At 43.2% G+C, this 23,251-nt stretch carries 15 protein-coding genes and 4 pseudogenes; 8 read left to right on the top strand and 11 right to left on the bottom strand.

All coding sequences use genetic code 11. From position 1 onward, the window contains the following. On the top strand, positions 1-964 hold a 964-nt coding region (cimA, locus tag F6K57_RS10710; RefSeq protein ID WP_293067307.1), incomplete at its 5' end, for a citramalate synthase. A 40-nt stretch (positions 965-1,004) separates the two neighbouring features. Here cimA and F6K57_RS10705 read toward each other — a convergent pair. The 5 genes from F6K57_RS10705 to F6K57_RS10685 form a co-directional block, all read right to left on the bottom strand. Next, a complete protein-coding gene (locus F6K57_RS10705; RefSeq protein WP_293067304.1) occupies positions 1,005-1,577 on the bottom strand; it encodes a DUF1131 family protein in 573 nt (190 codons plus the stop codon). Between the two features lie 284 nt (positions 1,578-1,861). Next, on the bottom strand, positions 1,862-2,716 hold the full coding sequence (locus F6K57_RS10700) for an alpha/beta hydrolase (protein WP_293067301.1): 855 nt from the start codon (positions 2,714-2,716) through the stop codon (positions 1,862-1,864). 18 nt (positions 2,717-2,734) lie between these two features. Further along, complete coding sequence (locus tag F6K57_RS10695) at positions 2,735-3,565, bottom strand: bile acid:sodium symporter (RefSeq protein ID WP_293022457.1); 831 nt, start codon at positions 3,563-3,565, stop codon at positions 2,735-2,737. Beyond that, positions 3,559-4,404 (bottom strand): acyl-CoA dehydrogenase family protein, encoded by an 846-nt coding sequence (locus tag F6K57_RS10690; protein WP_293022526.1) that lies wholly within the window; start codon positions 4,402-4,404, stop codon positions 3,559-3,561. Before F6K57_RS10690 ends, F6K57_RS10695 begins: the two co-directional genes overlap by 7 nt. Beyond that, positions 4,405-5,148, bottom strand: a complete 744-nt coding sequence (locus F6K57_RS10685) for an acyl-CoA dehydrogenase family protein (RefSeq protein ID WP_293022455.1) — start codon at positions 5,146-5,148, stop codon at positions 4,405-4,407. Positions 5,149-5,376: 228 nt separating this feature from the next. On the opposite strand from F6K57_RS10685, the pseudogene F6K57_RS10680 reads away from it, so the two are divergent. Beyond that, positions 5,377-6,561: pseudogene (locus F6K57_RS10680) on the top strand (IS4 family transposase); the annotation flags it as partial. A gap of 506 nt (positions 6,562-7,067) precedes the next feature. Here the strand turns inward: F6K57_RS10680 and F6K57_RS10675 are convergent. Further along, positions 7,068-8,435 carry a chloride channel protein gene (locus tag F6K57_RS10675; RefSeq protein WP_293022452.1) on the bottom strand — a complete coding sequence of 456 codons (1,368 nt, stop codon included), beginning with the start codon at positions 8,433-8,435 and terminating at the stop codon, positions 7,068-7,070. Between the two features lie 802 nt (positions 8,436-9,237). Here F6K57_RS10675 and F6K57_RS10670 point away from each other — a divergent pair. The 4 genes and pseudogenes from F6K57_RS10670 to F6K57_RS10655 form a co-directional block, all read left to right on the top strand. Further along, positions 9,238-9,474, top strand: a pseudogene (locus F6K57_RS10670) (IS1 family transposase); the annotation flags it as partial. Continuing rightward, complete coding sequence (locus F6K57_RS10665; protein ID WP_293022449.1) at positions 9,467-9,664, top strand: hypothetical protein; 198 nt, start codon at positions 9,467-9,469, stop codon at positions 9,662-9,664. The pseudogene F6K57_RS10670 and the gene F6K57_RS10665, both read left to right, overlap by 8 nt. A gap of 337 nt (positions 9,665-10,001) precedes the next feature. Then, positions 10,002-12,197: a transglycosylase SLT domain-containing protein gene (locus F6K57_RS10660; protein WP_293022446.1), complete on the top strand. Its 2,196-nt coding sequence runs from the start codon at positions 10,002-10,004 to the stop codon at positions 12,195-12,197. A 56-nt stretch (positions 12,198-12,253) separates the two neighbouring features. Then, positions 12,254-12,430 (top strand): hypothetical protein, encoded by a 177-nt coding sequence (locus F6K57_RS10655; RefSeq protein WP_293022443.1) that lies wholly within the window; start codon positions 12,254-12,256, stop codon positions 12,428-12,430. A 24-nt stretch (positions 12,431-12,454) separates the two neighbouring features. On the opposite strand, the pseudogene F6K57_RS41960 reads toward F6K57_RS10655, so the two are convergent. Next, positions 12,455-12,709, bottom strand: a pseudogene (locus tag F6K57_RS41960) (transposase); the annotation flags it as partial. Between the two features lie 82 nt (positions 12,710-12,791). Here F6K57_RS41960 and F6K57_RS10650 point away from each other — a divergent pair. Next, positions 12,792-14,100: pseudogene (locus tag F6K57_RS10650) on the top strand (transposase). Here the strand turns inward: F6K57_RS10650 and F6K57_RS10645 are convergent. The 4 genes from F6K57_RS10645 to F6K57_RS10630 all read right to left on the bottom strand — a co-directional run bounded on the left by F6K57_RS10645 (position 14,088) and on the right by F6K57_RS10630 (position 22,049). Continuing rightward, positions 14,088-14,735 carry a hypothetical protein gene (locus tag F6K57_RS10645; protein WP_293067295.1) on the bottom strand — a complete coding sequence of 216 codons (648 nt, stop codon included), beginning with the start codon at positions 14,733-14,735 and terminating at the stop codon, positions 14,088-14,090. The pseudogene F6K57_RS10650 and the gene F6K57_RS10645 overlap by 13 nt on opposite strands. A gap of 827 nt (positions 14,736-15,562) precedes the next feature. Beyond that, positions 15,563-15,697: a hypothetical protein gene (locus F6K57_RS10640; RefSeq protein WP_293067292.1), complete on the bottom strand. Its 135-nt coding sequence runs from the start codon at positions 15,695-15,697 to the stop codon at positions 15,563-15,565. Between the two features lie 42 nt (positions 15,698-15,739). Next, positions 15,740-20,788: a caspase family protein gene (locus F6K57_RS10635; RefSeq protein WP_293067289.1), complete on the bottom strand. Its 5,049-nt coding sequence runs from the start codon at positions 20,786-20,788 to the stop codon at positions 15,740-15,742. Between the two features lie 229 nt (positions 20,789-21,017). After that, positions 21,018-22,049 carry a PfkB family carbohydrate kinase gene (locus F6K57_RS10630; RefSeq protein ID WP_293067286.1) on the bottom strand — a complete coding sequence of 344 codons (1,032 nt, stop codon included), beginning with the start codon at positions 22,047-22,049 and terminating at the stop codon, positions 21,018-21,020. 594 nt (positions 22,050-22,643) lie between these two features. Between F6K57_RS10630 and F6K57_RS10625 the strand changes: the two genes are divergently transcribed. Beyond that, positions 22,644-23,210 (top strand): hypothetical protein, encoded by a 567-nt coding sequence (locus tag F6K57_RS10625; protein ID WP_293022432.1) that lies wholly within the window; start codon positions 22,644-22,646, stop codon positions 23,208-23,210. Positions 23,211-23,251 lie beyond the last annotated feature (41 nt).

Here is a 23,251-nt window from a genome sequence, read left to right as displayed (position 1 = left end):
AGCTGCGGTATCTGAGGGAGCCTGTATGGTTCAGGGAACGATTAATGGTTATGGTGAACGTTGTGGTAATGCTAATCTCTGTTCTGTGATTCCTAACTTACAGTTGAAGCTTGGTTATTCCTGTATTGAGGATAATCAGCTGGCCAGACTGACCCAAGCTAGTCGTTTAATTAGCGAGATTGTCAATCTTGCTCCCAATGACCATGCTGCCTTTGTGGGTCGTTCAGCCTTTGCTCACAAAGGTGGCATCCATGTGTCAGCGGTGGCAAAGAATCCTCTGACCTATGAACATATTCAGCCAGAACAGATTGGTAATCAGCGTCGGATTGTAATTTCTGACCAGTCGGGATTGAGCAATGTCTTAGCAAAAGCCCGTAGTTTCGGTCATGATTTGGATAAAAAAGACCCCGCCTGTCGCGAAATCCTGGAACGCCTCAAAGATCTAGAAAATGAAGGGTATCAATTTGAAGCAGCGGAAGCCAGTTTTGATTTGTTGATGCGGGATGCTTTGGGATATCGAGAACATCCCTTTGAACTCAAAGGCTGTCAGATACATTGCGATATGCTACAAGGGGTCCGTAAACCCTACAGTAATTCTGTGGCAACCATTAAAGTATCTGTTAACAACCAGGATATTTTGGAAGTAGCAGAAGGGAATGGACCAGTGTCAGCCCTTGATGCAGCCTTGCGCAAAGCCTTAGTGAAGTTTTACCCAGAGATTGCTGATTTTCATCTAACTGACTACAAAGTGCGGATTCTAGATGGTGCTGCTGGCACATCGGCTAAGACAAGGGTGCTAGTGGAATCGAGCAATGGAGAAGAACGCTGGACAACTGTGGGGGTTTCTAGCAATATTCTCGAAGCGTCCTATGAAGCTGTGGTGGAAGGCATTGAGTATGGTTTGCTGTTGGAATCTTCAGCAAAAACACCATTGAGCAATTCCCCAGCCCTGAAAGAGCGGTAATTAGAGCGCTAATTAGTAATTAATATTTGCTATTTGCGCACTAAGGTGATACCCAAAGTAGACTATCTAGCTTAGCCTTGGTGAGAACCTCTTGGGGAGGTAACTTATGATAAGGTCCTTCCCAGTTAAGGGGTTGATAGACGTATAGGATTGAGGCATTTTCCTCAAACCTACAAATCACTTTACCAGTGGACCCTTCCTCACCTGGCAAGCAGTCTAGTTTCTCTTGTCCAGGAGTGGCTGAGTAGGCTATTCCTACTTTCACATCCTTTGGACCAGGGATGCGATCGCTTAGTATTTCAATCCTGCCGATTTTTTGCTGGGAGATGTCGGCATCGATTTCCACTACCGGGCTATCTTGCCAGTATGCTTTGAAAATATCGTAAGTTTCGCCTTCAGCAGAGGTGGTTTCTTTTTTTACGGTATAACTGGGCAAAGCACTCTTGATGGTATCAGCATCAAAGTTGCTGGTTTTGTTGAGTGTTCCCAAACCTTCCGGAGTCAGCCTGAGATTAGACTTAGTTTCAGGCGGGGAAGGTTCCTTGGTGCAAGCGCCCAGGATACTGGTGACTAGGACTATGCTGGTTAGGGTAAACAGTGTTTTTCTATACAATAGACCTCTCCAAAAACTTGAAAGTATCTCAGTAACTGCTTTTCAGCAGCCAAATTGAGCAAGTCAATTTTAGGTTGAGTTAACGCTATAACAGGCTTGACGAAGCTATTGATGTTAATTTAGCACCAAAACTATGAGTATAGAAAACCTCAATTGTTTCAGCCCTTTAATGAGATGCCTTTACCCTGCAAGTGAGTTTGAGTAAGCTTAATGAAGGCAAGCAGCAGGAACAGCAGGGAGATGGAAAACCTCCGGGTTCAGCAAAACCGAGTGTCTGGCTTAGTTTAACACTTTTCCCCCTGTTGGTTAAGCCACTCAAGTAAATGCTTATTAATTTCTTGTGGCTTTTCCAATTGAAGCCAATGATTGCATTTAGATATTTTTATATATTTCCACTCCGACTGCACTAGAGCACTCGATTTCCTCATCTGTTCCTCAGCCATAAAGTTGTCTCCAGAACTCCAAATACCAAGAGTTGGAACTTTTATTAAAGTTAGCTGTGATTGTTGTTGGCGAAGTGAAGATAAAATAAATGGAAGTATCGGATTAGCTTTTTCCCAGACTTGAATATAAAAAGGTTTTTTTTCAAGTAAAAATTTTTCAACTACATTTTCTTTGTCGGGGTGACCACGCAGTACCCACCTAAAAATCAATCCATTCATTGCACGATATATAGGGATTGCCACAGGTAAGGGGTTGAAAATTAGATACCAGCTTTTTAGGATTGACTCTAGGGAAAAGTTTTTTACTAATGCCAGAGGATGCCCTACTGATAAGGCAACATATGACACGAGCCGTTCTGGATACCTTGTGGCTAATTCCCAACCTACTACTGCACCGTAATCGTGAGCAATGCAATGGGCTTTTTCCAGATTCAGTGCGTCCATCAATCCGATCACATCAGCAGATAGGGAGGCGAGGGTATATTTATTTAAGTCTTCAGTTTTTTCACTCTGCCCATGACCAAGCCAATCAAGACAGATAACACGGTATCCAGATTGTATCAGAGCCGGAATCTGAAATCTCCATAAAGAACTGTCATCCGGCCATCCATGTAGCAGGATTACGCTATCGTTTCCATTACGCGAATCTTGGACATAATATTCACAACCGTTAATTTTGATATAAATTTCTTCCATATTCCCGTTAATCCGAACTTAGGTTGAATAAAACCAGCGAAAGTAGACCGCTACCAGCAGTGTAATTCCTAGCTCAACAATACCGAAAGCGATGACAGCACCCTCTATACCCATTTTTTGAAAATTCTCTACTGCAATCAGTAGTACAATTCCTAAGTTCCGCGAGGCAGTCGTCAAGGTCACTGATTTCCGCGTGCGAGTTTGAGAACCACCTAGTCCCCAACCACTGACCAAAGTCACGACGGTAAATAGTACCATAGCGGTAAAGGACAGCCATCCAATACTAAAGAGTATGTCGAAATTTTGGCACAGAACCAGAAGCAGGAGTGCTACAAACAGAATATCTGAGAGCATCTTGACTGGAGAAAGTAAGCGCTTGGCAAGTCGCACACTCTTGTGGCGAATAGCAAAACCAGTAAGTAAAGGAAGTAACTGAAAGAATACCAGGCTCCAAATAATGGGCAGAGTGTTGATGAGTGTATCTTCAACCCCAGCGTAACTTAAGCGAACCATCAAGGGTGTGATGCCCACTGCTAAGATCGATAAAGTAAATGTCAGGCCAATAGCAGAAGCCAGATCGCCACCAGCAATAACAGCTAATTTTGGTGCAAAGGGTGCTCCTGGCGCTGCTGATGCAAGCAAGAGAGTTACTGCTGTAGTTTTTGGTAAAGCAAGCCCCTGTGTGAGTAGCAAAGCCGCGATCGGTACAATCAGGAAGTTGATTAACAACGAACGTACTATCAAATCTGATTTGCGAAATGTACGCAGGATATCCTCTATCGTAAGTTTAAAGCTAACCGACAGCATTAGGGTTGTAATGAATAATTGCAACAGAAATGTAACTAGCACGAGCAATACAGCATCTCATCTAATTCGCGTTCTTCTCCTGGGAGAGTCTGTTCAATTTCGCCAATTGCGTTGGAATAATCGGATATTAGCTCAGTAATAGTGTCAGAGCTAGACATTACCAGTTCTGCCGGTGTCCCAGATAAAACTCTTTCAAGTTTCTGTTCAAAATTAAGTTTTGCCCAAGTAACAGTACGATATAGACGCTCCGAACCAGAACGTTTAAAAGCACCTTCAACTGCAGCTAGTAGGATTGCTAGAGTAACTACTTCGCCAGTACAAGCATAGAGCCAGCGACTAGCGACACTCCTCTCGGAAAAAGGAATTTTAGAACTAGTGTAGCGAGCGTTAATTTGTTCCACCGCTACTTTTAAGATATCAGCAATTTGAGGTGCTTCCAGACCCTGGCAAATAAATTGGTATAATTCTTCGCTTTTATTGCTGATTTTAGAGCCAATAAACATATTCAAGGTTTCAGTAGGTCCTTCATAAATGCGAAGAATCCTAGAATCGCGCAGAAGTTGAGGTGCAATATTTGTTTCGATATAACCCCGACCTCCTAGCATCTGAACCAGGCTATCAGCCGCTTGCCAGAAGAACTCTGGACCAACTATTTTGCAGGCAGCATAAGCCTCTACAGGAATAGCACATCCGTCATCCAGTAGCTTAGCAATTCGAGTTACTAAGCTTTCAACAGCCATAATACCTTCTGTAATATCGGTCAATTTAGCCAGTGTTACTGGATTTTTTAGCAATTGACCTGTTGATATATTTCGGCGTTTTGCATAACGAAGCATTAATTGAGCGCAACGTTTCATTCCCCCAAGACTAGCTGCTGTAATTCATAATCGCCCGTGCATCATCGCATCTTGGGCAGCTTTCATGCCTACGCCCATTTCACCTAACAAATGCTCTGAATCTATAGAAACGTTATCTAGATAAACAGCATTTTGAACCATACCACGCAACCCCATAGTCAGTGCTTCGGGACCTTGCCGTAGACCAGTGGTTCCTTGACGAACTACAAAACCACTAACTCCTAGGTATTGCCCTTCAGCATCAAAGGTCTGGACAAAAACATTGATTACGCTTGCCCATGCTGCGGAGCCAATCCAGATTTTTGTACCTTGCAATCGCCAACCTCCTTGACTATCGGGTGTGGCTTTTGCGGAAATAGCTTGAGGGTTTGACCCTGCTCCTGGTTCTGTGAGGGCAAAAGCAGCTAATTCTCGACCTGTAGCAATGAGGGGAAGAAGTTCATCTCTGAGTTGATCACCAGCATAGTTCATCAAGGGACGAATCCCAAGGACATTATGAACGCCAACAAATGAGGCCAAAGTCGGATCGATAGCCCCTAATTGCTGTATTACACGCAAAGTATCTTGATTACTCAGACCAATACCACCGTAGTTCGGTGGAACCTGCATCCCCAAGAGTCCACGATTTCCTAGATCGAGCACGATATATGGTGGGATGCAACGGCGTTCATCGATTAGCCGAGAATTGATGCGCTCATTTGCGTAGCTACGAAGCCACTCGAGTAAATCATCAGCACGTGCTTTGCTTTGTTTATCTTGAGATAACATCTGTTAATTGGTTCTTATTCCAAAACTATAACTCTTGACAAATCTTCATGTATTTGTTTTTATTAGTATTTTTATACTTACTTTATAAAGTAGTTTTACCTTCTAATGTAATCAGGTTTGTAGTTAACCCTAAATACCAAGTAATCAGTCGATCTAAGACCAGGTCTGGCAATAGTTTTGATAACCAAATATTGATCTTGGCATCTAATCCGATAACATATCGAGTTTTTGGCCTTTTCTCAATCAGTCTCAAGCTTGGGTACAATTATACCTCACGATCCCATAGCACAAGCGATTGAACAGAGCCAGAGTCAACATCAAAGAAAGCGTAGCCTCCCTACGGATGTAGTAGTTGCCCTGTTAATAGGGATGAGTTTCTGGGCAACTGACTCGATTGTCGATGTCTTCAAAAATCTGATGGCGGGACTGAATGGGACTTGGATTCGTCAGCTAGTCCGTCTAAAAACTCCAACTTCTTCATCAATTAGCGAAGCCCGCCAACGAGTTGGTCCAGCGGTAATGACTCGTTTATTTGAGTTAGTAGCACGTCCGATGGCAACAGTTAAAACTAAGGAAGCTTTCTTAGGTGGACTAAGATTGATGGCAATTGATGGCACTGTCTTTGATGTGCCCGACACCGAAACTAATAGCAGAGTTTTTGGCTATCCAGGAACGAGAAAGGGAACGAAAGCAGCTTTTCCGAAAGCCAGATTGGTGTTGTTAGTTGAGCTAGGGACTCATTTAATTACGGATGCCTTGATTAGTCCTTATCGAATCGGAGAAAGAGTCAGAGCCAGAAAACTCCTTCGTGGAGTTGGACCGGGAATGCTTGTCATGTGGGATAGAGGATTACATTCATTTAGGATGGTGTTGGAAGCCCTTAAGCAAAAATGTCACATTTTGGGTCGTGTTCCTGCTAATGTTAAGTTTGAAGTCGTCAAAATTTTGCCGGATGGCTCTTATCTATCATGGATTGCTCCTGACCGAAAATCCAAGAAGAAAGGAGCTACCCGGAAACCGGTTCGGGTGATTGAATATGTGATAGAAGAAAACGGAGTTGAACAAGTATATCGTCTGATTACAGATTTGGTTGATGTGGATCTATTTCCGGCTCTGTTACTGGCTCAAGAGTACCACTGGCGCTGGGAAGCCGAGAATACTCTTGACGAAATGAAGACTCATCTCAACGGTCGAAAAACGTTGATTCGCTCGAATAATCCCCGTGAAGTTATCCAAGAAATTTATGGTTGGTTGTTAGCACATTATTGCATTAGATGCTTAATGTTTAAAGCCGCCGAAAAAGCTGAAATTTCTCCTTTAAGATTAGGATTTACTGGAACCCTCAGAATAATGCGTCGTGCTGTTCCCTTGTTTCAGCAGGCAGTACCAGAAGAGATAAATTTATTTATGAGCTGGCTAATTGCAGAGATTTTAGATAATCAAATCCCTGCAAGAGAGGGTAGAATTAATCCACGAGTTGTCAAAAAGTCTCGGTCAAAATTCAATGCAGCTAAACCATACCATCGAAAACAAGGAACCAAATTACAACAATTAACCTTCAAGACGGTTAAAGTTGCTTAGATAAACAATGGTTTTGTTCTAACTCTTCAATTAAGTTACCTTATTATCAATTCTTCTGAGTTCTTCTTTCTTAGCCTCTTCTGATAGTTTGACACAAGGAAGGTAAAAATTCAGAATTAATCTGAGCCCTTGTTCGCGTAAATAACACGCGAACAAATACTTCCCTCTTTCCTTAACCGAGCAGTATTGGCCCAGCGCCTCCTAAGCGATGGCCGGATTGCCTGGGAAGTCTACACTGAACCCAACGGGTCAGTGTAGGAGCTGTCACCTAACTTCTCAACAAAAAAACTGATTTTGTTGACTGACTCAATCCTTTACTAAGTTAGACTTAAGTCTTCTTAAGCCATTACTGGGATACCCTCCTGACTACGCGATCGCTGAGTTTTCAGCAAAGAAATATTAGTAGTTAACAAGAAACTGGCAAAGCTAGCAATAGCAATAATTGGAAGAATCGATGTATCAGACAGAACGCTAAGAATAACCGTGCTACTGACCGGTGTTTTGGTGACCGCCACATTCACCGCTGCCATCAGGCAAAGCATAGCAATGGTGGGGTGAATTCCGGGTAAGGCGATGGAGATAGCTAAACCCAGATTGGCACCGATGAAAAATAGAGGAAAGATAAATCCGCCTCTAAACCCACCGTGGAGGGTAAAACTGATCGCAAACATTTTTGCCAAGGCAATCCCTAGTAACATGGTTACCCCCAAAGTGGGACCTTGTTCAATCACTGTTTCAATTTGCTCCTCACTAAAAAATAGGGTTTGGGGAAAGAATACAGCAATCAACCCAATAGATAATCCGCCTAGTGTAGCTAGCAAAATATGGCGATGTTCAATAGATTTAATCCAAGACTTGGTAAAGCGAAAGATATAGATAAACACGATAGCAGCTAATCCACCAGCAACCCCGAGTAATGCACCCTCAATTAAATTTAGCCAGGATAGAGCAGGTAACGTATCAAAAAGGTTAAAGCGGTAAATTCCTCCCACATCTAACCCAGTACCAAAGCGGAAAACAGAGAAGCTAAAAATTGACGCGACAATGGCTGGTACGATGGCTTCATAGTATTCCAGACTCCGGCGGTGGGGAATTTCTAGGGCAAACAATGCCCCCCCGATCGGCGCACCAAAAAAGGCACCAAGAGCAGCACTCATCCCGCAGAAGGTCAATATCCGGATATGGCTGATTGCCAGTTTAAGCTTGACTCCTAGCCAGCTACCTAAGCTACCATTAATCTGTACCAATGGTGCTTCTGGTCCTGCACTCCCCCCAGCGGTGATGGAAATTAGAGAGGTCACAATCATGCCAGGAGTTTGACGAGGCTCCATCCTACCTGGATCGTGGACTTTTTCGATCACCAACGCCATTTCACCGGGTAACCCCAAGAAGTAGAGGGATAAGCCCACGAAAAACCCACCAATGGTAGTGGCAATCCACACATAATTCCAAGAGGGTAGCCAACTCGGGAAATAGGGTTCTAGAAATTCGGGTAACCAATGCCAAACAAAATGCAAACACTGTTCTAGGACAAAATAGTAGCTAGTTGCTACTAATCCGCCAGCAATGCCAATTCCTGTAGCGCAGAGGATTAGCTTGATATAGCCTAGCTTGACGGGTTTATTGTCGCTATCTGATTTTTCCGTCTGATTAGTCCTTTGATTTACTGATGATACTTTAGCCGTCTCTGATGTCATTGTTGTCATGACCCAGTTGTCTTTTACGAAAATTGGTTATTTTTTCATCATGGACAACAAGAACTTAAATAGATAGAGTTACTATGTATGGGGTACATGAAATTAAATTGCTTTTTACATAAAAAATTGTTTAATGTATATTTTGCATAAATTTAAAATGTTTTTTGCATAAAGTAGTTTTCATAACCTTTAAAACTGACTTATCATTAACAATGGAAGCCCTTGGTGAATCAGGGGTGATCGGTTAGGGGAATTTTGCCCTCGTCTAGTCTGATGGTTCAATACCTAACATTGATTGAGGTAAGCCTGACAAGAGTTTGCCTGAGTCGGGGGTGTTGCTACAGACTACAACAAACCCTCCGAGTGCAACTCCTCTAATTGGTAAGCCAGATGCAGCAGCTAGTCCACAACTGCTCGCTTCAAATCATTGGTCTAGCTGCAAAGCACTGGCTTAAGGTTTTAGCTGTAAGCATTCAGCTGTAAAAAAAAAACAAAATTTGGGTTTGAGACGAAACCTTGGAGAGGGTAGCCAATGAGCGTCGGCAGGTTATGAGTAATAGTTTTAAGTCTTTTGTAATAAGGCTACCCTCTCCTACGGTAACTTTAAAGGACAGCAGCTGACAAGAAGTATCCCGGGATTTTAAACTTTATAGTTGGTGACCGTAGTGCTGAAACTTTTAAAAAGCTTTGGAAAATCGTAAAGCGATGCAGCGCGGTCTTGGGGAGGCAGTGCGGTCTTGGGGGTTCCCCCCATGAGCAACTGCCGTGGTTTCCCCCATGAGCGACTGCATCAAGACAAGGCTGGCATAGCTTTTGGTATGTCACTGATAAATATATTGTTTATCAAATATTTATCAGTGACATTGACCATTTAACAAAAAAAAGTTATATGACTAGAATCGAGAGTGAAAATACGAGATTGAGACACTACTTGGCTAGGCTACATCGACGAACTCTGTGTTACTCTAAATCTCAAGAGATGTTGAAGTTATCAATCAGGCTTCTTATTTATTATTTAAAGTTTCATACAATCCCAGTTTTTGCTTAACCATTCTATTATTCAGCAACGCCTGGCGTTTTACCACAGAAGATGCACGAGTCAAACTCAAACACCAAAACCGCTGTTTTTGAAACTACTGATGAAGACTCCTCTGTCTAATGCACTCTTTAAGAGTGGTCATTCCACTACGCCACTCCCTATTCCCTACTCCCTACTCCCTGTTCCCTTCGCTAAATAACAAAATTATAGGCAATCTTACCATAAATCACCACAATTTCAAGTTATCCTTGTTCAAAGATGTGGGATGGGGCGCGGGAAGGGTGGGAATAATGTGCCTCATCAGGATGAGAAACAATATAGTTACCATAATACTTATCATAGTTATCTAGTTATTGCTGGCTTCGTGCTCTGTTAAATCTGACCAAGTCTGACCAATTCTGACTAAGTACGGTTTCAGGTTCTTAGCCAAGAAATTTTTATAATGGTTCATAACTCAAGAGGGAAACCAGATTCCCCTGGTGAAGGGTCATATGCTAAGAGACTTTCAACTGCTGAACTTTGTTGGGTGAGGATTTATGTTAAAAGAGCGTAAACAGCAATTTCGGTTATTGGCTGGAGCCATAGTGTTATTGGTATCAGTATGCCTGGGAGTTGTATTCTTAGGTGTCACCGTAGCAAATCAACTAGAGGAAAAAGAGGAAAACAAGACTGCCAGCCAAGGCTTAACGGAGTCAACAGGCAAATCCGCTGTAGCACGGCTGGTTTCCCTGCCACCTCAACAACGAGCAACTAACCTAGATGCCTTTGCCTCCGGTCCGAAGTCTCGGGAACAGTATCGCGCCCGTTATCTGTTGGCATCGGATTTAATTCAACAAAATCAACCAGAACAAGCCCTAAACCATCTCGAAGGACTTGAGTCAGATTATCCGGTTTTAGCATCCCACGTTGTCCTCAAACGTGCTCAAGCTTACCAAGCCATGGGGGATAGCGCTAAGGCTACAGCAGCCTGGGGTACTATCCTGAAAAAGTACCCCAACCAAGCAGTGGCAGCAGAAGCCCTTTATCATCTAGGCAAATCTAATCCTAAGCACTGGGACGATGCGATCGCAAAATTTCCCAGCCATCCCCGTACTCTAGAAATTGTCCGACAGCGCCTCAAAGCCAATCCCAACCAACTCCCATTACTATTACTCTTAGCCAAGCACACTCCTAAAGCCTTAGGAATGCAGGAGATCCGAGACCGGATCGTTGACAAGTACCCTGAGCAACTCACCCCCGAAGACTGGGAAATGATTGGCACTGGTTACTGGGAAACCTGGAAATATGGCAAAGCTGGTAAAGCCTACGCTAAAGCCCCCCGCACTCCCCGCAATCTCTACCGGGCAGGTCGAGGGCTTCATTTAGATACCAAAGCAACCAAAGGCAAAATCTTTTATCAACAGTTAATCAGCGCCTATCCCAATGCCAAAGAAACCGGATTAGCCTTAAGGCGTCTTGCTAGTATATCTAAGCCACCAGAAGCCTTAGCTTATCTGGATCAAGTCATCCAGAATTATCCCGATGAAGCTCCTCAAGCCTTGCTCGACAAAGCCAAAATCCTAGAAAAGCTCAACAGCAAAGTGTCTGCTGGCCAAGCTCGGAAGTCGGTATTGACCCAATATGCTAGTTCTGATGCTGCGGCTAATTATCGTTGGCAAATGGCTCAAAAAAAAGCAGCAAAAGGCCAGCTACAACAAGCATGGCAATGGGCGCAACCGATTACCACCAACAATCCCGATAGTGACATCGCTGCCCAAGCTGGCTTCTGGGTAGGTCGATGGGCAAGTAAGTTGGGGCGTCCTAATGATGCTAAAGCTGCCTTTGAGCATGTACTAGCTCGTTATCCAGAATCCTACTATGCATGGCGGTCGGCCAACTATTTAGGCTGGAATGTAGGGGACTTCACCTCCGTGCGCTACTTAATGCCAAAAGTGGTCAGACCCCAAGCTAGACCTTTACTAACCGACGGTTCTGCTACTCTCAAAGAACTGTACAAGCTTGGTCAAGATCAGGATGCTTGGGCTCTGTGGCAAGTGGAATTAGGAGACCGTAAGGAACTCAGTGTCTCAGAGCAATTTAGTGATGGTTTATTGCGGCTAGGGATTGGGGATAATCTCAAAGGCATTAACCAAGTCTGGAGCCTAAAACGACGAGAGACTCCCCAAGAACAAGCCGAATGGGCAGCACTGCGTGACGACCCAAAATACTGGCATGCTCTATTTCCCTTCCCTTTCCTAAATTCAATTGTTAACTGGTCTGGTCAACGGGAGCTTAATCCCTTACTCGTAACTGCCCTAATTCGCCAAGAGTCTAGATTTGAACCAGAAATCCGTTCCGTTGCTGGTGCCATGGGTTTAATGCAAGTGATGCCAGCAACAGGTAGTTGGGTTGCCCAAAAAATCCAGTTGAAAGAATACAATCTTAAAAACCCTGATGACAACATTAAATTGGGGACATGGTATCTAAGCTTTACCCACCAACAAAATAGTAATAACTCCCTATTAGCCGTTGCCAGTTACAATGCCGGTCCCGGTAATGTATCCAAATGGGTGAATAGATACGGTTTTAGTGACCCCGACGCCTTTATTGAAAAAATCCCCTTTCGAGAAACCAAAGGTTACGTGAAAACAGTGTTTGGTAATTATTGGAATTATTTGCGACTCTATAATCCTGATATTTCCCGGATGGTAGAAGCTCACGCTGCTACTAAATCCGTAGCATCATCCAATTAATTTTAGGGAGTAGGGAGTAGGGAGTAGGGAGTAGGGAAGTGTGGGGAGATGGGGAGATGGGGAGATGGGGAGATGGGGAAATAGGGAGATGGGGAGATGGGCAAATTTTTTGGTGTTTTGATCAATCACCATTGGTTTTCATATTAATGAGATACAAAGCATTTTTTCCCGATTCCCGATTCCCGATTCCCGATTCCCGATTCCCGATTCCCTGTTCCCTTTTATCGCCATAAAACTGCCCTTTTGTATTCAGAAAATCAGTAACGAATCAATCTACTGGTTACAGTTTTGATATTTGCTATTAACTTAACCGGAGCTACTTTAGGATTGAGATCCACGAGCAGATGGAGGTGGTCACTTTCTCCGTTCAACTCTATCAGGTTGCATTCCCACTTAACACAAGTTTCAGAGCAGATTTGCTGCGCGCCTGTTCGCGCAGCGGAGGCCGTAGGCCACATCAAAATTTGTTGTGATCTAACTTGACGTCTGTTTATCGTCTTACTGTACACCTTGTAATAGTAAGACGATAAACAGACCTGTTTTCTTTTGTATAATTACCTTTCATAACTATAGGATAAATGCTACAATACTAGTATGATAATCACTTACTGCTACCGAATCAAGCCAAGTCCTGAACAAATTGTCACCATGGAACGGTGGCTCGAATTGCTTCGACGCCACTGGAACTATGCATGTTTGACAAAGGCTTGATTGGCTCAATCGGACTCGTTCCCCGATTGATAGGTGTAGTCTGGTAAGTGAGCCGATCGGTGAGATTCCAGAAGAGGTAAATTACTACACTCAACAAACAGCCCTTAAGGAGACAAAACGACTGTTTCCTGAATATAAAAAAATTTATGCAGAGACTCAACAAGTTAATCTGCAAAGGTTAAACAAAGCCTGGGAAAGATGGAGAAGACCTGACGCAAGTGGTAAACGTGGGGGTAGACCTCGCTTTAAAAAAGCTGGAGAACTTAGATCGTTTGTATTCCCTAGGGTCAATAATTCTAAGGCTGGGGCACACTTGGTTGATGGTGTTTTAAAGTTAAGTCGAATCGGGTCAATGCCTGTTGTAATGCATCGACCATTGCCTGTTAGCGAAGCTTGCCCGAAGGGCGTGGGTTTTGTCCTTAAGCAATGCACCATTGTCAAGAAGGCTGATGGTTGGTACTGCTGTCTTTCAATGAAAGACGACACTGTACCTGAACTACTATCCATAGATTCAGTTAAGTCTGCCGTTGGTATTGACGTTGGCCTAGAGAAATTTTTGACCACATCTGACGGAGAGGCAGTACCTATTCCGCAGTTTTACAGGAAAGCTCAGGATAAACTTGCTCAGGCTCAAAAAGTAATGTCGCGCCGCGTCAAGGGTTCTAAGAATTGGAAAAAATCAAAGCATAAAGTAGCTTTGTTGCACCTTCACTTAACCCGTTGCCGGAAGGAATTTCATTATCAGGTTGCTCATTGGCTATGTAGTAAATACGACCTAATTGCTCACGAAAATTTAAACATCAAAGGACTCGCTAGAACTAATTTAGCAAAATCAATACATGATGCGGCCTGGGGAGCATTCTTGGAAATATTGCAAGCAGTGGCGGTTAAACGCGGTTTGTTAGTTCAGGAAGTTAACCCACGTGCCACAAGTATCGAGTGTTTTAGTTGTGGTTCTAGGGTCGAAAAAACTTTAAGCGTTCGCATTCATTGTTGTTCCAGTTGTAAAGTTAAAATTGACCGCGACTGGAACAGTGGTATCAACATTTTGAATCGTGGACTATTGGCGGTTGGACTGCCGCTTAATGGCTGTGGTAAATCGGTACAGGATATCGTTCGCGTAGCGGAGGCATCCGCCGAGGAGCAGCAAGTCTCATTCGTGAGTTTGAGAAGCCCACATCATAATCTTTGATTTGATGTGAGAGTAGTCACAGCAGCTAATCCTAAGAAACCTAACAGTGATGTGGTTTCAGGAACAGGGGCAGGCTGAACATCAAGACTTTGGTTAGCTGGTTTAAAAAGACTGCTTACCTCTATACCATTGGCATCAATTGCAGAAGTAACAGTAACTGCTAAGTCAGGCAATCCATCATTCTTAAACCCAGGAAGTACTTCGTAAGTTGCCCCAACTATTTCTAGAGTAGAGTTTGGAGAAACTCCAACTGAATCACTACGTTGAAAAAGTACTGTAGGTATTCCAAAGGGTGGGTTTTCTACTGGGCTCCCGCTAAAGTCTGAAAAAGCAGCTCGATCTGCATCTGTCCTAAATACGTCTAGAGTAATAAGCTCAGTAGGATCTTGTTGAAAAAGAAGGTCCAATGACTGTAAATTAGCGGTGAGACCGCTAGTATCTAAAATGAAAGAGAAATCAATGGTGTCACCAACATTGACTTCAAGGTCATTGATGGCATCTTGGTCTAATTGTGACCCAGTCGGAGTGAAGGATACCGAGGCTCCATAAGCTGGAGTAACTGCGATCGGCGAAGCCGCGCCAAAGGCGATCGCTCCCAGGAATACTAAAGAAGCACTAATGTGAGTTAATTTCATCAGTTTTGATATAAAAAACTACTATCAATAGTTAATCAAACATTGTTTGATTTAATTTTGAAGAGTAAGTAAAGTTAACTAAAAGATTAAGTGATGAAAGGAAAAACTAAGCCTAAATGCGATTGACCTTGGCCTTTGGGCCACGCTACGCGAATGGTCACGCTTCGCGAATGCATCTGAATATATGGTTCTTCAGTACCTACTATGCTAAGAGGATATCTGAAAAGTTTTTTGATACTGAATTTTGCCCCCCTAGCCCCCCAACTTTGGGGGAAGAGTCAATTTGCTTCTAAAAGTCCCCCGAGCGAGGGATTGCTCGCTCGGGGGATTTAGGGGGCTTGGATGTAGCAAATGAGACTTCTCAGACAACCTCTAAATTTCCAGTTAAAAAAACTCAGAAAGCTTGCTGAATAAGGGTTATAAGGCAATTTAACTAATAAAATTTTCTGAATACTGCCTCTTTACCCTGCTCCCTGCTCCCTTTGCCAAAGTGTTTATTAGACCTCTTGTAAAAGTATTTTTCTGATAGTGTTTCCCTGGCCGTAGGCCACGCTACGCGAACAATTCTTGTCCACTGTTCCCTATTCCCTGTTCCCTGTTCCCGACTTCTGCAAGAAGTCTAATATTAAGTTATCTCCTTTACTTTAAGGGGTACCCAGAGCCAGCCTGTGGCCTAGGAAAACTCTTAGGCTGGCTCTTCCCGTGGATTTGATTGTCCACACTTTGATTATAGCATAAAAATTTAAATATTATAGCATATTTTTAAAAGTTTTGTAACAAATTATTGAGAGAGTCGCCAGAGGTATAGCGCTACGCGCTTTTCAGATTTATTTGAGGCTGATTTCCTGTCTTGATGCAGCGCAAAGTAGCCGATAATCTATCCAAGATTTCGGCTCTAATGGTAATCTATTTAGTTGGTAGACACCCGATGAGGCGTTCGCGTAGCGTGGCCTAAAGGCCATGGCTTGAGTATCTACTTCATTCTTCTGTGGACAGGCATGTGATTATTTCGAGTCTGGGGCTAACTGTTGCACTACTGTTTTGGGATCTTTGTCTATTTCCTCTGTATATGGATTGAGGTCAATATCAGGATAGAGTTTTTGCGCTTCTTTGAATTTTTTAACAGCACTCTTGAGATTTGGCTCTTTTTGTAAAATAGCCCTACCTTGTCTCACCAGAAATTCTGCTTTGGTTTTATCTTCCCAACTGGCATGCTTAAGACAAGCTTCTCCTGCTTTATTATTTTTAGGTGCAACGAGGTCAGGATGAAATTGCAGCTGATCACATCCCTCTTTTAACCAATCTTTCCAATTTCCACCCCGCCACAACCGCACTGTTTTGTCCCAACTCCCACTGAGAATCTGTTTGCCATCTGGGCTGAAGGCGATATCAGTGACATTATTAGTATGACCTTCTAATATATGGAGAGGTTGACCGGATTCTGTGTCCCACAAACGCACTGTTCTGTCCCAACTGCCACTGAGAATCTGTGTGCCATCTGGACTAAAGGCGATATCAGTGACAAAATTAGTATGACCTTCTAATGTATGGATTAGTTGACCGGTTTTTGTGTTCCACAACCGCAAGGTGTTGCCGGAACTGCCACTGAGAATTTGTTTGCCATCTGGACTAAAAGCGATATCAGTGGCATCCTTAGTATGACCTTCTAATTTATGGATTAGTTGACCGGTTTCTGCGTCCCACAACCGCAAGGTGTTGTCGTCATTGTCACTGAGAATTTGTTTGCCATCTGGACTAAAAGCGATACCAGTGGCATCCTTAGTATAACCTTCTAATGTATGGAGAGTAAGACCTGTTTCTGTGTCCCACAACCGCAAGGTGTTGTCCCAACTGCCACTGAGAATCTGTTTGCCATCTGGACTAAAAGCGATCGCATTGACAGTATTTGTATGACCTTCTAATTTATGGATTAGTTGACCGGTTTCTGTGTCCCACAAACGCACTGTGTTGTCGGAACTGCCACTGAGAATCTGTTTACCATCTGGACTAAAAGCGATATCAGTGACATCAGCTTTATGACCAACAAATGTATGGATTAGTGTACCGGTTTCTGTGTCCCACAACCGCAAGGTGTTGTCGAAACTGCCACTGATAATCTGTTTGCCATCTGGACTAAAAGTGATCGCATTGACCCCACTTGTATCACCTTCTAATGTATGGAGAGGAAGACCTGTTTCTGTGTCCCACAACCGCACTGTTCCGTCCCTACTGCCACTGAGAATTCGTTTGCCATCTGGACTAAAAGCGATATGATCGACAAAACTAGTATGACCTTGTAATTTATGGATTAGTTGACCGGTTTTTGTGTCCCATAACCGCACTGTTCCGTCCTCACTGCCACTGAAAATCTGTTTGCCATCTTGACTAAAAGCGCTCACATTGACACTACCAGTATGACCTTCTAATGTATGGATTAGTTGACCGGTTTCTGTGTCCCACAACCGCATTGTGCTGCCCATGTTACTGAGAATTTGTTTGCCATCTGGACTAAAAGCGATATCAGAGACAAAATTAGTATGACCTTCCAAGGTATGGAGAGGTTGACCGGTTTTTGTGTCCCATAACCGCACTGTGTTGTCGGAACTGCCACTGAGAATTTGTTTGCCATCTGGACTAAAAGCGATATCATCGACACTATCTGTATGACCTTCTAATGTATGGATTAGTTGACCGGTTTTTGTGTTCCACAAACGCACTGTGTTGTCCCTACTGCCACTGAGAATTCGTTTGCCATCTGGACTAAAAGCGATATCATCGACCCAGTCTGTATGACCTTCTAATGTATGGATTAGTTGACCGGTTTCTGTGTCCCACAACCGCACTGTGTTGTCGGAACTGCCACTGAGAATCTGTTTGCCATCTGGACTAAAAGCGATATTATAGACTCCACCTATATGACCTTCTAATGTATGGATTAGTTGACCGGATTTGGTGTCCCACAACCGCACTGTTCCGTCCCTACTGCCACTGAGAATCTGTTTGCCATCTGGACTAAAAGCGATATCATCGACCCAGTCTGTATGACCTTCTAATGTATGGATTAGTTGACCGGATTCTGTGTTCCATAACCGCACTGTGTTGTCCTGACTGCCACTGAGAATCTGCTTGCCATCTGGACTAAAAGCGATCTCAGTGACACTACCAGTATGACCTTCCAAGGTATGGATTAGTTGACCGGATTCTGTGTCCCATAACCGCACTGTTCCGTAGTCACTGCCACTGAGAATCTGTTTGCCATCTCTGCTAAAGACAATATCATAGACCAGCTGGCCAACATTTGTATAACCTTGTACGCGATTCCTTTCTCGAACCTTATCTAAAGCTGTCAATAAGATAGAATTAACTTCATTGATTACCTTTGGTTCTAAATTGATTACCTTTGCTTGTAAGGATTTTTGGTAATCTTGAATTTTAGCGGTTGATTCAATAGCTTGGAGCAATCCTTTTGGAGTAGATTCTACTGATAGAGAATACTTGATATTGGCAGCTTTTACTCGTAATTCTGAGTTAATTGCCTGTTTACGAGATTGTAAGCCAAAATAAGTCGATAACACTAAACCTGTACCTAACCCCAGCATAACTGCGATCGCAACACCCCAATTCCGACGAGTATTGAAGCTTTTTTGCCTGACGCTACGCTGCACAAACTCAGCTTCTACTTGGTTCAGCCAGTTATCATCAGAATTGAGTTCTTTATTCAATACATCAAGATAAGGATTGGCATTCCAAAGAAATTGTACGGTTTTATCTCTCGAATCTTTTTGTTGCTCCGGTGTCCGTTGCCACAATCGAGCCAACTGAGTATTTTTGAGTGTGTTTATTTTGTTAAAAAAGTTTTCAGCAAGGTCAAGTCTCCCATTCAACCAATTAATCGCAGCTTCAGCCTTGGCTTCAAAACCGGATGATTGTTTTTTGCTTTTAAGATTTTTCCACTCCACCGCCGCAGGAGTCAACCGCCGTTGTAGAAGTAAATTTTCCTCGTCTTTTTGTTTCCACTCCAGCAACCTTTGCCAACCCCGCACCAAAGCATCATGGGCTGGTTCCACATAGGGATTGCGATCAGCATCAACTCCATTAACCAATAACCGTACGTTAGTAAAGCGCCCAATTACTTCCTTCACTAAACCATCTTTCTGAGGCGGATATTTCAATTCTGATAACGATACGCGCCTACGGGCTAATTCTCCTCCACCTAGTGCCACCATCCGTAACATCACATGACGGATAACTTGGTCATAAGCGGGGTTTTTATTAACTAGCGCCTTATATTCTTCATCAGCCCTTTGAGTTAGTGATCGCATTACTCCCCCCAATTCAAGATAATCGGCTTGAGTCAACGCCCGGTCAATAGTAATACCCCTGTATTGTGCCTCCCGTTGCCGCCTTAAATACTTGATGAAGAATTCACTCAAGGCAAAAGACAGCAGGGGTAATGCTCCCGGCATATCCGCCACTTCATCAATTAATTGTTCAACTAAATCGTGGGGTTGAAAATACATTACCCGTGCTTGAGCCGGTTTTTCTATCGCTTCCCTTAGTTCCCCTCGTGTCATCCCTGGCACAATAAATCGTCCACTTTGCCAAAGATTTATCAGTACCGTAGTTCCCAATTGATTTAGTACTTCCGGTGCCAACTTTAAGCCCACATCTGTGATTTGGGGTTCAAAATCAGAACGTAGGGATAGTACTACCCGTAATTTATCCCCATGGGCATTTATGGCTGTGAGTATCTGTTGGAAAAACTCCTGACGCTCATCTAAGTTTTGACAGAGTGTAATAATTTCTTCGCTTTGGTCAATAAACAGTAATAACTTAGAGTTGGGGTTATTTTTCGCCCAAACATCAATGCTCATTGCCAGATTCTGCTGTGGGTTTTGTGGCTCTACCAAGGGTAACTTAGCTTCAGTCAGCACATTATTTAACCCTTGCAAGGGAGTCTCACCAGGACGGATGGGCGGCAAAATACACCATTTCTCGGTATTATCTTGCCGTAGTTTGGGAATTAATCCTGCCTTTACCAAGCTAGATTTACCCGAACCGGAAGCACCCAACACCACTGTCAGGGGATGACTTTTCACAAAATCTTCTAACTTTTCTATTAGTAATGTTCTACCGAAAAACAGTGAACTGTGTTTCTCGTCAAAGGACTTTAAACCGCGATAGGGATTTTGTGACTCATCTAATGGTGGTGCGGGGGGTAAATTAAGTTCATGTCCCGGAGAAAGAAAGATATATTCTCCCTTATCGTGCTTATTTAAACACCAAATACCAGGCGTTTGTCGTATCCGGCATTTTTCTGTGGGTATTTCGACTCGATCCCGTAAATATAAATATAATTCTGTGGCTGTAATTACCCCATCTCCAGCCGGTTTACCATTGGTAGCAGGAGGATAGATATCTGCTGCCCCTTCGAGGGCTTCTAATAATGCACTAGCAAAAGGGGAATGATGGCCGACTTGACTGCGTTCGCTATCTAAATAAAAGTTATCGAAAGCTTTTTGGTCAGAAGCTGAGGAGGTAATAATTTGCCAGGCTGGGTCACTAATAAAACGGTCGTATCGTTCTTTGTGAATTACTTCTGGTGATGTGAGTAGATCCCTAGTACTCGACCAACGGAAAGCACCAGCAAAACAGCAGTCGAGGATACCCAAGAAATGACGACAAGGTAATTGACTTAAAGCATCGTGTAACTTGGTCATGGGCAGATAACTATTAGTATCCCCCAGTAAAGCATCTTGAGGAATTAAGTAACCCGCCGGGCCATCATCCCCATTGAGAGCGACTCCATGACCAGCAAAGTAAAATAATAAGCGGTCATTTTCAGTAACTTGTTCGGGTAAGGTATGAGATAAAAATTTGTTAAACTTAGACAGAGTTGCCACTTCGTCTAGGCATTCCCAGACTTCGTAATCATGCTTCTCGCGGAGAATTTCTACTAGTTTTTTGGCATCGTTTACGGCAGTGTTGAGGGGAGAAATGCCGTTTCTGTAGTTATTGATACCGATGATAAAGGCGAGATTGCGAGAAAACATGTTATTCTCAAATGACTTCTGACTTCTGACTTCTGAACTTCTGACTTCTGACTTCTGACTTCTGACTTCTGACTTCTGCTATATGTGGGCAGTATAATCACGCTCACACAGCAGTGAGATGCTCCCTATTTATTCCTCAAGATAATCTGTTGACTTTACGCAGAAATTATTTTTTTCGTAATAAATCTTTACCTATTGATGAAAGCATCGAACAGAGAATTGCTATAGTTTATGCTTCAAGCTCCAACAATCCCCGTAAAGCCTCTTTCATCTCATCCTGACTAGTGGTGGCTGTCCCAAACTGACGCACCACAATGCTAGCGGCCAAATTCCCCAAAACCGCTGCTTCCCAGTAGGAAGCCCCCAGACACAAGCTCAAGGTCAGGGCTGCTACTACGGTATCCCCAGCACCAGTTACATCAAATACATCGGTGCGATTAAAGGCTGGGATATGCTCAACCTTACCATCACGACCAAACAAACTCATCCCCTGTTCACCACGAGTAATCAGAATTTCTTCCCCTTGAGTCAGTGCCAACAAATCTCTACCAGCTCTCAACAAATCCTCAAAACTCTTAATCCCATAGCCCACTGCTCGCTCCGCTTCTGGCAGATTGGGAGTAAAAACTATAGCGCCATGATAACGGGCCAGATCCTTCTGAGTATCTACAATGGTGCGGTCGTGAGACAAAACGGCTTCAATCACTGGTGGTGTAAACACACCATCTCCGTAATCAGAACAAACTACAGCATCCACCTGATCTAAATGCTGTTGTATTTGTGCTGCCAACTCTAACTGCTTATCCCGGTCGGGCAATTCATCTGACTTGCGGTCTATTCGCACAATCTGCTGAGTCACCGACTGACGGGCATGACCAGCAATCCGGCTTTTGGTCACAGTTGGTCGGTCTGGATCAATCACGATCGCACTAGTATCAATCCCCACCTCTTCAAACATCGTCCGCAGCACTTGCCCTTGAGGATCTTTACTCAAAAACCCAGCTACCTTAACCTTTGCTCCCAGCTTAGCCAGATTATAAACAGCATTTGCCCCACCACCAGGAGTTTGACGAGTGGTTTCATGACGTATTATTAATACTGGTGCCTCTCGTGAAATTCGTTCCACTTCACCTGTGAGAAACTCATCAAGAGTTAAATCACCAACCACCAGTACCTTGGATTGCTTAAAACCATCAATGAGCTCAAACAAACGTTGAGCTGAAGCAGCTACTTGAGTTTTGAAAGACGCAAATTCAGTCATATAGCAAAGAGAGTAGGGAGTAGGGAGTAGGGAGTAGGGAGTAGGGAGTAGGGATAATAAAATTTAATGTACTTGATAACTGTGAGCAACGCTATAGTTTAGTATTAATTAGTTTCTCCTTACTGTTACTTGAAATACCAGCGTGTCGCGTATCACCGTGTCGCGTATCAGCTTTTACCCAGACTTTCAATTCCCATTAATCTCGAACTATTAAATGCTCTCCTTTGGCCATTGCGCATTGCACATTGCCCACGCTACGCAAATGGCTGTTCGCGCACGCGTGGGCGTAGCGCATAGGCTGACGGATTAGTTGACCAGAATGTGTTTGGGATTTATTAACAAGTTTTTAACTAACTACTTGGACATCAATTCTGTTAACTGTGTTAATAAATTTAACGTTTATCAACCCTTTTCTATTCCCTGTTCCCTATTTCCTATTCCCTATTGCTATAGTATCAACCGTTATTCACATTTTTATGTAAACTTTATGTAAACTTTATGTAGTGTTTATAAATTCTACTGACCCTTGGTATAGACTTAATTTAAAAAATTAAAAATAAGTAATATCAACAAGTAATTTTCAGGGATAAATCAATGTTAAAGCTACAAAGTATCTGCCAAAACTTAGCACTAATCACTACTGGTGCGGCTTTAAGCCTAGCAGTGATTGACACTAATCCTGCCCAAGCTATTACCATTACCTATGAGTTTTCAACAGAAGAATTTTCTGGTAAGTTCAGCTATGATGACGCCAATGAAACTCGGAGAGAATTTGATTATCGTGAGCCTGATATTACCGTGGTCGAGTTAACGTATCCAGTAGATGAGATTGAGTTTTTTTTCAACAATAGAACCTATACCAAGGCGGATTCTACGAGACAGCCTGTATTGTCACTGTTTGAAGGTGCGGTAGGAGAGAGCGAGCAATTAAGTTGGGCTACAGAAGATTTTAGATTTAATCCTTATAGTGGTCCGAGTATTTTCGGAGACTTATTTACTGGATTCGAGGTAGATGGAGAGTTCGTAGACACAGCGATTGTTAGGCGGGTAGAAAATGAATCACCAGCAAGTGTACCTGAAGCTGGTACGGTTATAGGACTTAGTATTTTGGGTTTAGGTTGGCTCTCACAGAGAAAGATAGCATCTTCGCCAAGGGTATAGAAAAAACAGACTAAAAAAACCTAAGCATATCCGCTACGCGC

The organism is Moorena sp. SIO4A5, assembly GCF_010672005.1.
Lineage (GTDB): Bacteria > Cyanobacteriota > Cyanobacteriia > Cyanobacteriales > Coleofasciculaceae > Moorena.
Note: the sequence above shows the minus strand (reverse complement) of the source record. Positions and strands in the feature narration are given on the sequence as shown.